Source organism: Bradyrhizobium betae (genome assembly GCF_050632175.1).
Classification (GTDB): Bacteria; Pseudomonadota; Alphaproteobacteria; order Rhizobiales; family Xanthobacteraceae; genus Bradyrhizobium; species Bradyrhizobium betae_B.
This window is the reverse complement of the sequence record NZ_CP192576.1, coordinates 3,441,763-3,454,674: the sequence shown is the minus strand read 5'-3', so window position 1 is coordinate 3,454,674 and position 12,912 is coordinate 3,441,763. Positions and strand designations below refer to the sequence as shown.

The window sequence follows — 12,912 nt, the reverse complement described above, 5'->3', positions numbered from 1 at the left end:
CTACGCACTTCGTCCCCTGTCATCGCCACGTCATGACATTGTCATCAAGCCGCTCGAAGAGAAACACCCGCCCTCAAACCCTCGGATGCAACATGGCCGGCAAGGTGCTTTCGGTTCAACCGACCGTCGATGCGTCCGCGAAGCTGCAAGAAACAAAGCTCGGCGCCTATACCGAGGTCGGCGCGCGCACGATCCTCACCGAAGTCACGATGGGCGATTACTCCTATGTCGTGAACGACGCGCAGATCACCTACACCACCATCGGCAAATTCTGCTCGATCGCGGCGATGACGCGCGTCAATCCCGGCAATCATCCGATGCAGCGCGCCACGCAGGCCCATTTCACCTACCGCTCCAGCGCCTACTTTCCAGGCGAGAGCGACGACGCCGAATTCTTCGAGTGGCGGCGCCAGCATCACGTCCATATCGGCCATGACGTCTGGATCGGTCACGGCGCGGTCGTGCTGCCGGGCCGCAATATCGGCACCGGCGCGGTGATCGCGGCGGGGGCAATCGTCACCAAGGACGTGCCGGCCTACACCATCGTCGCCGGCAATCCGGCGCGCATCGTGCGACGGCGCTTCTCGGAAGAGATCTCAGGCCGGCTCGCCAGCCTCGCCTGGTGGGACTGGGATCACGACAAATTGCGTGAAGCTCTGCCCGATTTCCGCAAGCTCGGGATTGAAGATTTTCTCTCCACGTATGAAGCACGGGCACACTCCCCTGCCATTAAAAGAAGCGCGCTCGCGTGACAGACATCATCCTTGAAGGCGGCCGGGCCCTGATCGGCGCCGGGTTCGTCGAAACCTCGCTTGGCGTGTCCGGAACGGATATTGCGCAGGTCGACTCCTCACGCGGCCGCGCCCGACTGGCGATCGACGCACGCAATCTGCTGGTTCTGCCCGGCATCGTGGATCTGCACGGCGACGCCTTCGAGCGGCAGATGATGCCGCGCGCCGGCGTCGACTTCCCGATCGACGTCGCGCTCGCCGACAGCGACCGCCAGGCGATCAGCAACGGCATCACCACGGTGTTTCACGCCACGACCTGCTCTTGGGAATCGGGCCTGCGGAGTGCCGACAATGCGCGGGAGCTGATGGAAGCGATCGAGCGGCAGCGACCGCAATTCGCCGCCGACACCCGATTTCACCTGCGGCACGAGACCTACAATCTCGACGCCGAGGCCGAGATCACCCAATGGCTCGCCGAAGGGCGCGTCGACCTGTTCGCCTTCAACGACCACATGGACGGCACCGTCGCCGACATGGCCAGGCCCCGCAAGCGCAACCGCATGGTGGAGCGCACCGGACTGTCGAGCGAGGATTTTGACCGGCTGGTCGCGCGCGTGGTTTCGCGCGCAGCCGACGTGCCGGCTTCAGTGTCGCGGCTGGCCGCTTCTGCCCGCGCTGCCGAGGTGCGCATGCTCTCGCATGACGATGCGACGCCGGCAATGCGCCAGGGGTTTCGCGAACTCGGCGCGCTGATTGCCGAGTTTCCGATCAACGAGGAGACGGCGCGGGCGGCAGCCAGCCACGGCGACGCCATCGTGTACGGCGCACCCAACGTCGTGCGCGGCGGCAGCCACACCGGCTGGACCAGGGCGTCCGACATGATCGCCAAGGGGCTCTGCTCGGTGCTGGCGTCGGACTATTACTATCCCGCGCAGTTGCTCGCCGCATTTCGTCTCGCCGCCGATGACGTGCTGCCGCTGGCGAAGGCCTGGGATCTGGTCTCCGCCGGGCCCGCACGCGCAACCGGCCTGGCCGATCGCGGCCTCATCGCCGAAGGACGCCGTGCCGACATTCTGCTGGTCGACGACAGCGTGCCGCTGCGACCGCGGCTGGTCGCGGTGATCGCAGGCGGCAAGCTTGTACATCTCACCGATGCGACGCGGCTGCTCAGCGCTGCGGCGACGCCGCGCGAGGCTGTCGTTGCGGCATAAATTGGCTATGCTGAGACGATGACAGGTTTTCCCCGCTACGCGATCTATTTTGCCGCCGGCAGCCATAGCGCCCTCTCCCGCTTCGGCGCCGAGCTGCTTGGCTACGATGCCTATACCGGTCAAGAGGTGCCCTTCCCCGCTGACGCTTTGCGAATCGCGCCGGACTGGCGCGACATCACCGCCGATCCCCGCAAGTACGGTTTTCACGGCACGCTGAAAGCGCCGATGGCGCTGGCGGCCGGCAGGACCGAAGCGGAGCTCATGGCGGCGTGTGCCGGATTTGCCGGAAAAGCGCGGCCCATTCCAGTGATACGACCGGTCGTCGATGCCATCAGCGGCTTCATTGCGGTCATTCCGGCCGAGCCGGTCGACGCGCTGCAACAGCTCGCCGCCGATTGCGTCCGCGATTTCGATTGCTTTCGCACCGAGCTGACGGCCGAAGACCGCGCGCGACGCAAGCCGGAGAGACTGAGCCAGCGGCAGCGCGATTATCTCGATCGCTGGGGCTACCCTTACGTCCTGGAAGAATTCCGCTTCCACATGACGCTGACGGGACGGCTGGACGCGGAGCGGCGCGGGCCGGTTCTGGAGATGCTGCGGAAGCGGTTTAAGGGACTAAAGCTCGATACACTGGCGATCGACCGCATTGCGCTGTTCAGGCAGGATGATGCCAAGGCCCGCTTCCGCATCATCGGCGAATGCGTGCTGGCAGGATAGCCTCCACAAACTCCGTCATTGCGAGCGCAGCGAAGCAATCCAGACCATCTCCGCAGAAGCAGCCTGGATTGCTTCGTCGCTTCGCTCCTCGCAATGACGACGGAGAGACTCAATGACGGCGGAGTAGCCTTATTTCCCCCACCTTAGCGCCAGCGCATCGCGCTCCTGAGCCAGCTCCAGCAGCCCCGCGCGCGTCGCCGGGTGCAGCGGTTGCAGCGGATGGCGCACGGTGTCGGACTTGATGACGCCGCCGGCCTGCATCATGACCTTGCAGGCGATCAGGCCGCATTGGCGGTTTTCGTAATTGATCAGCGGCAGCCAGCGTTCGTAGGCGGCCTTCGCCTTTTCCCGCTCACCGGCGAAATAGGGATCGATGATCTGGCGGATGCCGTCGGGATAGCCGCCGCCGGTCATCGCGCCGGTGGCGCCCGCATCGAGATCGGCGAGCAACGTGATCGCCTCCTCGCCGTCCCACGGACCTTCGATGTCCTTGCCGCCCGCCTCGATCAGGCTGCGCAGCTTCGATGCAGCCCCTGCTACCTCGATCTTGAAATAGCGGATGTTGGCGAGTTCGCGCGCCAGCCGCGCGAGCAGCTCGACCGACAACGGCGTGCCGGCGACCGGTGCGTCCTGGATCATGATGGGAATGGTGATCGCGCCGGAGAGCACCTTGAAGAATTCGACGATGCCCTTCTCGGGCACGCGAAAGGTTGCGCCGTGATAGGGCGGCATCACCATCACCATGGCCGCGCCGGCCGCTTCAGCCTGCCTGCTGCGCGCGGCACAGACGGCCGAGCTGAAATGGGTTGTGGTGACGATCACGGGTACACGGCCTGTGACATGCTCCAGCACCGCATGCATCACGCCCTCGCGCTCGGCGTCGGTGAGCACGAACTGCTCGGAGAAATTGGCGAGGATGCAGAGGCCGTGCGAGCCGGCATCGATCATGAAGTCGACGCAGCGGCGCTGGCCCTCCAGGTCCAGCTCGCCGCGTTCGTCGAAGATGGTGGGCACGACCGGGAACACGCCGCGATAGGGGCGTTGGACCTTGTTGGGGGTGACCGGCATCGAACTCTCCATCCCTGATGTTCTTGTCGTCCGTCGCCGCGCTGGCGCGGCGTCACAGATGTACCCGGCGCTCGGATCGGCGGCAATGCCGACCTGCGCGCGGTGGGAACAGGGGAGAGAGCGTCAGGCTGACTTCACCGCGCCGAGGAAGCCCTCGACCGCGGTACGAAGACGATCGGCGTCGGCTGACATCTTCTTCACGGAGTCGGTGAGCACCGTGCCGGCGTTGCCGGTCTCCTGATTGAGCTTGGCGACGCCGCCGATAGTATCGGTGACCTCGCGGGTGCCCTGCGCAGCCTGCTGGAAGTTGCGCGAGATCTCGGTGGTCGCTGCGCGCTGCTCCTCCACAGCCGCTGCAATCGCCGTCATCTTCTCGTCGATGCCGCTGATGGCGCCGCCGATGGAGCGAGATCGCGACGACGGCCTGCCCCGTCGCCCCCTGGATCTCCTCGACCTGCCGCGAGATCTCTTCCGTTGCGTTCGCGGTCTGCGCCGCGAGGCTCTTGACCTCGCCCGCGACCACGGCGAAGCCGCGGCCGGCCTCTCCGGCACGCGCGGCCTCGATGGTCGCGTTCAGCGCCAGCAAATTGGTCTGGCCGGCGATGGCGTGGATCATCTTCACGACCTCGCCGATGCGGCTCGCGGTCTGATCGAGGATTTCGACGGTCGCGTTGGTCTGCTCGACCTGCGCGACAGCTTCACGGGCCTCGCGGGCGCTGGACTGCACCTGTGCGGAGATCTCGCCGACGGACGCCGAGAGCTCCTCGGTCGCAGCCGCGATGGTTTCGAGATTGTTGGTGGCCTGCTCGGCCGCGGAGGAGACCGCCGCGGTCTGGCTGCTGGATTCGGCAACCAGCGAGCGCACGCCCGTGGCCGTCCCATCGAGCTCCCGCGCCGATGCCGCGACGCTGTGAATGACGGCCTGCACGGTGTCGTCGAAGCTGCGGCACGCGGCATCCACGGTGCCGGAGCGTGCGAGCTGCAGTGCCTGCTGCGATTCGCGTTCCTGGCCCAGACGCTCCGCGGTCGCGGCGCTCTCGCGCAGGCTTTCGAGCGCGGCAGCCATCGTGCCGAATTCGTCGGGATATGCGGATTGCGGAACCGGCGTCGCATAGTCGCGCGCACTGATCCGGGCGATCGCATCGAGGATGGCCCGCACCGGACGCATCAGGCGGTTCCGTACCACGTAGACGCCGGCCAGCGTCACGGCGAGCGCGACCAGGAATGCGATCGACTGCAGGACGAGATTGGTGAGCGCCTTGGCCTGAATCGTCTCGGCGCGCGCAATTGATTGGTCCAGCGCCTTGGTCGCGACGCCCACGATGAGCGGGAACGGCGACTGACAGAGCGTATTCCACTCCGAGGCCGGCATCGCGGACTTACCGCTACCGTCGAAGTTCTTGGTGAGCTCGCCGATCTGCTTCAGAACGCCATTGGTTTTCGCCTGCGCCTCCTTGGCCGCGGTGACCAGGTCGGCAGTGACGTCAGGCGCGGCCAGCAACTCGGCCATGCCGGCCCAGCCCGAACCGATGGTTCCGTCCCATTGCGCCAACTGGCGTTTCTGGTTGTCGTCCAGCGGCTTGCTGCTGTTGACGTTGGAGCGCAGCATCGAGCAATGGATTCCATAGCGATCACGCACCTGCCAGGCGAGGCGGCGGACCTGGATCATGCGGGCGATGAAGGGATCGTTCATCCACGCGCGGTTCGACACTGCGGTGGAAGCGAGGTTCGCCGTTTCGATCACCTTGGTGACCGAGATCGTACCAGGGCATGGTCCGCTCGATCTTGCGCTCGGCACGCGGACGCTTGGCTTCGTCGTAAAATAGCTGGAATTGCGGCGCGGCGTCGTTCCAGCGCTGCTTCAACGTGCCGGCGAGTTCGTCGCGGCGCGCGAAATCGACAGTGGCGAGCGCCGCACCGATGCCGTCATAGCCGCCCTGCTCGGCTTTCTCGGCTTCGGCGAGTTTTGCCTTGGGATCGTCCTCGCCGAGAATGGCGCTCTGGGCATCACCGCGATTGTTACGCAAGGACAGCACGCCCTGGAAGATCGCCTTGTCGGCGGCGGCAAGCCGCTCGGTCTCGAGACTCTCGCTGTAGCGACCGAACGCCCCGACCATCTGGATCGCCGTCGCGGCCAGCGCACCGGCCGCCAGCAGAGCCATCAAGGTCAAGAGAAGCGAGCTTACCGATTTCTTAAACATTGCCATGGGGTCAAGGGGCCTACTCTGCGAGAGAGGCCACCTTGCACCGCGACATGCCAATGTTCCGTTAAGGTTTAATCGAATTGTCGGAGTTCCACAATGAGTGGGGCCGGCGCTTCTAGAAGACGCCGTGGGCAGCCCCCGGGGGGCGGCCAATCGTCCATTCTGTGGCAAAGCGCCCCCTCTATCCCAGATTGTCTGCTTCGAAAATATCAATTAACATGAAGGCTGGCGGCGACTAACGATATTAGAGCCTTTGCCGCCGACGTCTTATTTTTTGATTTTCAACGCTGAATTTCGACAGCAGGTGGATTGATGATTTGGGACGTTGGGGACGTCCTCCAGGACGAGCTGAATATAATCCAGACGCGCCGCGCGCATGGAAGCGTCATGCCCGCCACGGTCGCTCCGCCGAGTCCCATCAACAACGTCAACACCGAACAGAAGCTGCAGACGTACTACGCGCAAGCAGCCGTGCTCGACACTCCGCTCTCAGCGCTGTGTCTGTCCGGCGGCGGCATCCGCAGCGCGGCGTTTGCCCTGGGCGTGCTCCAGGGACTGGCCAAACGCGGCTTGCTCGACAAGTTCGACTATCTGTCGACCGTCTCCGGCGGCGGCTATGCCGGCAGCTTTCTCGTCGCCTGGGTTCAGCGCGCCGGCTTCGACGAGGTGCTGGAGCATCTGCGTGGCAAGCACTCGACCGATCCGGCCTCGCCTTTGCGCCATCTGCGCAGCTACAGCAACTACCTCAACCCGCATACAGGATTGCTCTCGGCCGACCGACTGGCCAACATCATCCTGTATCTGCGCAACCTGCTGCTGAACTGGCTCGTCATCCTCCCCGTCATCGTTTGTGCGATCGTTCTGGTCAAGCTCGCGACGATCGGTGCCTGGAGCCTGTCGCAGGACACCAGCGGCTTCGTCGCGATCATTGCCGCCTCGTGCATGGGGCTGAGCTTCGTCGACTCCGTCGGTCAGCGGCCAGGGCCGCATGGCGAGACCGCGGATTCGGGATTGTGGAGTTTCTACCACCTCGAGATCCTTCCGATGCTGCTCGGTGCGGGTCTCGCCACTGCGGCGGCGATGGGCTTTCTGCCGAGGGTGGACACGGCCAATGCCCTCTCAACCGTGGGCCTCCTGGCCGCCATCGGCGCGACCACCGGTCTTCTCGCCTGTCTGATCGCGCTATACTTTTCCGAGTTCGCCCGCGTCAAGAATTCGAACGATCAACTGACGCTCTGCAGGAGAGGCTGGATCGTCTTCTCGATGCTCGCCAGCTGGACCGTCGGCGCTGCGCTGTTCGGCCTGGCGATCTTCGGCGCTGCCCTGCTTCCGACTCCATTCGATCTGCTCCGGACCGAACATGTGTTCGTCCTACTCGGGCCACCGATCTGCATCTTCGCATTGTTCCTGGGCGAGGTGCTCTATGTCGCGCTCACCAACGCGTTTCACTGGAGCGATGCCGAGAGGGAGTGGCTTGCACGCGCCGCCGGCCATCACATGCTGGCGGCCACCGCTTGGCTGATCCTGTTCGGGCTAGTCCTGATCGGATCGGCGTGGTTCTTCAGTTATATGAAGAGCGCCGAGGCGGCGACGCCGAAGAGTGCGGCGGCAACACTGGCCGGCATCGGCAGTCTGTCCGGCGCCGTCACGGCGCTGCTGGCGCAGGCGAAACAGACAGCCGCTACGATCAAAGACAAGATCGCGTCCTGGAAAGACGTGCCGCGAGACCTCTTGATGGCAATCGCCACGATTGTCTGCGTCGTCACGCTCGTTGTTGCGATTTCGGTAGCCATCGACCTTGCGATCTTCGACGGGCCGCTGCTACCGCCCGCGGAGCAGGTAAGGGATTCCGTACAGGCCCAGACAAATTCGGCCTGTTGGATCACGCTCTGCATGCTCGCGGACGATGCAAGGTGGATATTCCGCCTCTCGGCCACTCACCTCACCCTGCTCGGCATCGCCGTTCTCGCTGTCGGAATGCTCACATCGTATTACGTGAACATCAATCGCTTTTCGATGCACGGCTTATATCGCAACCGATTGATCCGAACCTTTCTCGGCGCCTCGCACCACGACCGGGAACCGAACGAACTCACCGATTTCGACACGTCCGACAATGTCGACTTCGCCACGATCTGGCCGGGAGTCGCAATGGCGCCACGAAAGAAAGCCGGGGCGGCGCCACCGCTTCACGTCGTCAACATATCGCTCAACGTGGTCGGCTCGAGCCAGCTCGCGTGGCAGGAGCGCAAGGCGATTGCATTCACGGCCACCGCCCGCTGGATCGGCGCCGGGGAACCGGGCTGGTCGGAGGCGGACAAGGAGGCCACCGGCCGGCCAACGACAATCGGCGAGGAACCGTCCAGGTTTACCGGCTTCTATCGCCGCGCCGACGAGTATGGCGACAGGCTGTCGCTCGGCAGCGCCATGACGATCTCCGGCGCAGCAGTCAGTCCGAACATGGGCTACAATTCTTCACCGGCCTACAGCATCCTGATGACGCTCTTCAATGTCCGACTCGGCGCCTGGTACGGCAATCCTGGACCGAGCGGGCAGAAGATCTTCCGGCATTCCGGGCCCGTGATCTCGGCCGTGCCGCTGGTCTGCGAGGCACTGGGAATCACGACCGTCGACCGGCGCTACGTCTACCTGTCGGATGGCGGGCATTTCGAGAACCTCGGCCTCTACGAGATGATCCGCCGGCGCTGCCGCCTGGTCGTCGTCAGCGACGGCGGCGAGGATCACAAGATGGCGTTTACGGATCTCGGCAATGCCGTACGCCGAGCCGAGCTGGATTTTGGTACACGGATCCGGTTCAAGTCGTTCGGCATCACTGGTCAAGGCGGAGACACGTCACCCTGCTTCGCGATCGGTGAGATTACCTATCCGGAGCAGCCGGATCGCAAGGGCACGCTGCTGTACGTGAAGCCGTGCCGGAACGACAAGGCGCCGCTCTCGGTGCGAGGCTATGCCTCGACCAGCGAATTGTTTCCCCATGAGCCGACGACCGATCAGTTTTTCGGCGAAAGCCAGTTCGAGGCCTACCGGGCGCTCGGCGAGTACTCGATCGATTCGATAGTCCCCGCCGGCTCCTTTCAAGGCATACGCGAGTTCATCACCGCAATCGGCGAAGCAGCCTCGAAACAGCCGGCCGCCGCAAAGCCCGCGACATCCCTGAGGAGATTCCGTCGATGGTCGCTCTGACTCTTAGAGGCGGTGACGCCATGACCGTCCGCCGCTTCGGCCGCGCTGCACTAATCCTGCAGGCACTCGGATTGGCCGCTGTCGCGCCAGCGATGGCGCAAATGCCCAATTGGGATGAAGACCGGACCGTATGCAGTCAGCTTGCAGGCAATGGCGGCGGGCTGTTCGTGCTCTACCCGCCCTATGCGACGATCGATCCCGGATTGCGTGGCGGCCAGCTCAACGACGGCCGGCGCTTCGTCCGGGTCAACGGCACTCCGCTTCCCTACCAGACGGCGGCGCGCTTCTTCTACTTTCCAAATGGCGGCGCGATCATGCGGCCGGGCGAGGAGGCGGTGTGGAGCGTCCGCACCGAAACCGTGGAAACGCCGGACGCGAATTACGAACGCTTCAAGGCGAAGTTCGTGACGCTGTGGCGGCCTGGGATCAAGACAAAATGCTCGCCGAACGTCGCCCTGGAAACGTTTACGTCGTTCGAAGACCGCAACGTCACGCTTTATAAATATGCCGAGCACCATCCGATCGATCCGACCGATACCCTGTCGCGCAGCGCCAAGATTCGAAACCGCCTGCACATGGACGTCGAGTTACCGGGCTGCCCGTCGACGGACGACACGGCCGTATCGGGACCGAATCGCTGGGACGCCTACGGGTTCGAGAAGATCCCCGACGATCCCAGACTCATCAAGACCATCTTCAAAGATCCCAACAGCGTGGAGGCAACGCAGAGTATTGGTCGGGGCAACGAGCGACGCGCGGCCTATACGATGGAGTTCACCATCGCGACCGGCCAGCCGCCTGCAGCCCCGGCCTGCTTTGGCTTTACGGTTCCGATACCGGTCAAGAGTAGCTTTTGGTCAGGTGGTCCCGTGATGGGACTGGAAGAGGATTGGCGGCCGCACCTGACGAAGATTCGCTTCCGCAAGGTCCCGGGTAGTAACTTGCAACCGGTCAGCGTGCTCTGGAAGGCTCGATAGCTCCCTTTGAGGATGACGCCGTGACAATGATGTCGGAAATCGGGGCTGCTACCGCAGGACGCACACAGAGTTCGCGCTCGTTCGAGTGGCTGCTGTTCCCAAGCGGTCTTGTGGCACAGAACCGCCAGATCGAGCGTGGTTTGGCCGCTCTCATCTGGGTCGCCATGCCCTTCGTGTTCTACCTGTTCCGCACCCATCCGGGCGGACTCGGCAGACTGGTCACAATCTATCCGATCTACTTCTTCACCATCGTCCTCTACGTCGTCGCCGTCGTCATCACCACCTATCTCGCATTTTGGGGGCTAACGCGGCTGGTGTCGGCCGACACCGCCGACGCGACCCATTCAACGCGCAAGGTTACCCTTCGAGCATGGATGGATGCGATCATCTCGTGCTTCGCACTGACCGCAATTGCGTTGTCGGCCTCGATCGGTATCTCGATGGAGTTGCTCCAGAAGCGCAGCAGTCAAGTGACGATCGACGCGGCCAGTTGGATGTTGAACCTCAACGAGGAAAGCTTCCTGACACACGTGGTGGGCTATGGGTATGCACTGGCTGCCGCACTGACGATCGGGCTCGTCGTTCGTCGGCTGACGCGCAAATCGCAGACAGCCGGTACGACGGTTCGCGCAGAGGCGTTGCCGCAAACGCGGGACCGATTGGGTTTCCTGAAGGGGTTCCTAGCTTACCTACTGCGTAACCCGATGGTGTTTCTGGTAGCTCTCGTTGCCTACCTCATCCTTGTCGGCTCGCTGTGGCTGACGACGCGCCAGGCCTCATGGATGCCGTGGTAAGCTTTCAATGAGGCTGGATCGGATCAGGCGACCCTGGTGAAATCCGGCGGGCGGCGTTCGGCGAACGCGGTGAATGCCTCGCGCGCCTCGGCCGTGCGCAGCCGCTGGGCGAACTGCTCGCCTTCCGCCTGCATCTGCGCCAGCAACATTTCGCCATTGCGCATCAGCTTCTTGGTGGCGGTGAGCGCGCCGGCCGGCTGGCGGGCAAGCCGCTGGGCGAGCGCAAGGGCCTCGGCATCGAGCTTGTCGAGCGGCACGACGCGGTTGGCGAGGCCCCAGTCGAGCGCGGCCTTCGCCTGCACGGTCTCACCGAGCGCGAACATCTCATAGGCGCGGGCGTAACCGATACGCGCCGGCATCAGCAGGCTGGAGGCGGCCTCCGGCACCAGCGCCAGGCTGACAAAGGGCGTCGACAATTGCGCATTGTCGGCGAGCACCACGAGGTCGCAGTGCAGCAGCATCGTGGTGCCGACGCCGACGGCACGGCCCTGGACGGCTGCGACCAGCGGTCGGGTGCAGCGTGCCAGCGACTGGATGAAGCGTATCACGTTGCGGCTGCCCTCGGACTTGCCCGCCGCCACGGCCGCGAACTCGCCGACGTCGTTGCCGGCCGTGAACATGTCCCCTTCGCCGCGGATCAGGATCACGCGGGCGGAGGGATCGAACTCGGCGGATTCGATGGTGTCGGCGAGCTTGCCGTACATCGCATCGGTCAGCGCGTTCTTCTTGTCGGGGCGCGCCAGCGTGAGGGTGAGAATTCCGCCGTTATTCTCGATCCGGACCAGGTCAGTCATTTGTCGGCTCCTTATTCCTCTAAATCTCGCGAAGGGTCTCTTGGAAATTTGTCCTGAATGCTCGTCAGCCAGCGCGCGACGATGTCGATCTCCGCGCTGGTAAATCCTTCCGTCAATGCCGCGTTGATCCCGGCCGCATCGGTCTTTGCCTGCGCCAGCGCGGTTCGTCCCTTCGGCGTCAGCCACACGCGCCAGGCCCGGCCGTCCTCGCGATCGGCCCGCCGCTCGACCAGCCTTGCCGCAGCACTGCGGTCGACGAGACCGGAAATCCCGGCCGGCCCCATGTCGAGCGCCGCGCCCGCTTCGCCCATCAGCGCGCCGTCCTGCTTGCCGAGAATGAACAGCAGCCCCGCCTGCGCCGGCGTCACCTCGGCTCGAGGGCTGCGCCGCCATCCAGCGCTGCAACCGGCGTTGCGCGACATTCAGCAGATAGATCAGCCGGGGATGCCTCGCCGCGGCGTCTTTATTTCGCATGCGAAGTATTTACTCGGGGCGGGCCACGTTGTCAAACGCTGCCGCTAGGGCGAGTTGGCGCGGCAGCCGTGGAGGAACAGGGCCGCGCAGATCCGGACCCGGCGCTCAATCTGCTTCCGTGACGGCAATGGTATGCCGCCATAGATCGCCGCGCGCTGCGGCGCCGAGGCAACCATGCCGATCAGCATGCCCGCGGCTTCATCGACATCATCGAGCGCGATACGCTTCTTCTTCAACTGGACGCGCAACCAGCCGGCAAGGGCCTTGACCGTACGCGAGATGCCGTTCCTGTAGAAGTTCGCGGCAAGTTCCGGGAACGCAGCCGATTCCTGCAGCACCATGCGCTGCAACGCTACGACCTCCGGATCGAGCGCAAGATCGGCACAGGCCAGCAGCGCCGCGCGCAGGCCGGCTTCGAGGTCGACCTCGTCACTGGCCTGCAGATCGACCACGGAGAGCAACCGCTCGAGCCGCTCTGCGCACATCGCCTCGAAGAGCACGGCCTTGCCGGGAAACAAACGATACAGCGTCTTGGTCGAGATGCCGGCGCTGCGTGCCAGCTCTTCGGTACTCGTCGCGGCATAGCCATCGCCGGCAAAGGCGTGCCGCGCGGCCTCGAGCACGATCTGCCTCGTCTCTTCGTCGCTGCGCACCGGCGGCCGTCCGCGCGGGCGGCATTCACCTGACGATTTTGCCTGAGCCATGTCTTTAAATGATGCCTGTCATTCCATTGACAAT

9 protein-coding genes and 2 pseudogenes are annotated in these 12,912 nt (G+C 64.2%); 6 read left to right on the top strand and 5 right to left on the bottom strand.

Translation table 11 applies throughout. The features are described 5' to 3' along the window. The first annotated feature begins 92 nt into the window (after positions 1 to 92). The 3 genes from ACQ86E_RS16560 to ACQ86E_RS16550 are packed head-to-tail and all read left to right on the top strand — an operon-like array spanning position 93 to position 2,659. Entirely contained in the window at positions 93 to 752 is a 660-nt protein-coding gene (locus ACQ86E_RS16560) for a chloramphenicol acetyltransferase (protein WP_431206274.1), read from the top strand. Beyond that, a complete protein-coding gene (locus ACQ86E_RS16555; protein WP_431206273.1) occupies positions 749 to 1,942 on the top strand; it encodes an alpha-D-ribose 1-methylphosphonate 5-triphosphate diphosphatase in 1,194 nt (397 codons plus the stop codon). The genes ACQ86E_RS16560 and ACQ86E_RS16555 overlap by 4 nt, the downstream gene beginning before the upstream one ends. Positions 1,943 to 1,960: 18 nt before the next feature. Further along, a complete protein-coding gene (locus ACQ86E_RS16550; RefSeq protein ID WP_431206272.1) occupies positions 1,961 to 2,659 on the top strand; it encodes a DUF1045 domain-containing protein in 699 nt (232 codons plus the stop codon). A 129-nt stretch (positions 2,660 to 2,788) separates the two neighbouring features. On the opposite strand, the gene ACQ86E_RS16545 is transcribed toward ACQ86E_RS16550, so the two are convergent. Both ACQ86E_RS16545 and ACQ86E_RS16540 read right to left on the bottom strand, forming a co-directional pair. Beyond that, positions 2,789 to 3,727: a dihydrodipicolinate synthase family protein gene (locus ACQ86E_RS16545; protein WP_431206271.1), complete on the bottom strand. Its 939-nt coding sequence runs from the start codon at positions 3,725 to 3,727 to the stop codon at positions 2,789 to 2,791. Positions 3,728 to 3,850: 123 nt separating this feature from the next. Beyond that, a pseudogene (locus ACQ86E_RS16540) lies at positions 3,851 to 5,934 on the bottom strand (methyl-accepting chemotaxis protein). A 384-nt stretch (positions 5,935 to 6,318) separates the two neighbouring features. Here ACQ86E_RS16540 and ACQ86E_RS16535 point away from each other — a divergent pair. Genes ACQ86E_RS16535 through ACQ86E_RS16525 form a run of 3 tightly spaced genes read left to right on the top strand, consistent with a single transcriptional unit; the run spans position 6,319 to position 10,906 of the window. Next, positions 6,319 to 9,135: a patatin-like phospholipase family protein gene (locus ACQ86E_RS16535; RefSeq protein ID WP_431206270.1), complete on the top strand. Its 2,817-nt coding sequence runs from the start codon at positions 6,319 to 6,321 to the stop codon at positions 9,133 to 9,135. 20 nt (positions 9,136 to 9,155) lie between these two features. Continuing rightward, positions 9,156 to 10,112 carry a hypothetical protein gene (locus ACQ86E_RS16530; protein ID WP_431206269.1) on the top strand — a complete coding sequence of 319 codons (957 nt, stop codon included), beginning with the start codon at positions 9,156 to 9,158 and terminating at the stop codon, positions 10,110 to 10,112. A 20-nt stretch (positions 10,113 to 10,132) separates the two neighbouring features. Next, entirely contained in the window at positions 10,133 to 10,906 is a 774-nt protein-coding gene (locus ACQ86E_RS16525; protein WP_431206268.1) for a hypothetical protein, read from the top strand. A 23-nt stretch (positions 10,907 to 10,929) separates the two neighbouring features. On the opposite strand, the gene ACQ86E_RS16520 is transcribed toward ACQ86E_RS16525, so the two are convergent. The 3 genes and pseudogenes from ACQ86E_RS16520 to ACQ86E_RS16510 all read right to left on the bottom strand — a co-directional run bounded on the left by ACQ86E_RS16520 (position 10,930) and on the right by ACQ86E_RS16510 (position 12,827). Further along, complete coding sequence (locus ACQ86E_RS16520) at positions 10,930 to 11,700, bottom strand: enoyl-CoA hydratase (RefSeq protein ID WP_431206267.1); 771 nt, start codon at positions 11,698 to 11,700, stop codon at positions 10,930 to 10,932. 11 nt (positions 11,701 to 11,711) lie between these two features. Further along, a pseudogene (locus ACQ86E_RS16515) lies at positions 11,712 to 12,174 on the bottom strand (MarR family winged helix-turn-helix transcriptional regulator). Between the two features lie 44 nt (positions 12,175 to 12,218). Further along, positions 12,219 to 12,827, bottom strand: coding sequence for a TetR/AcrR family transcriptional regulator (locus ACQ86E_RS16510; protein WP_431206266.1), 609 nt, complete (start codon positions 12,825 to 12,827; stop codon positions 12,219 to 12,221). Positions 12,828 to 12,912: the final 85 nt, after the last annotated feature.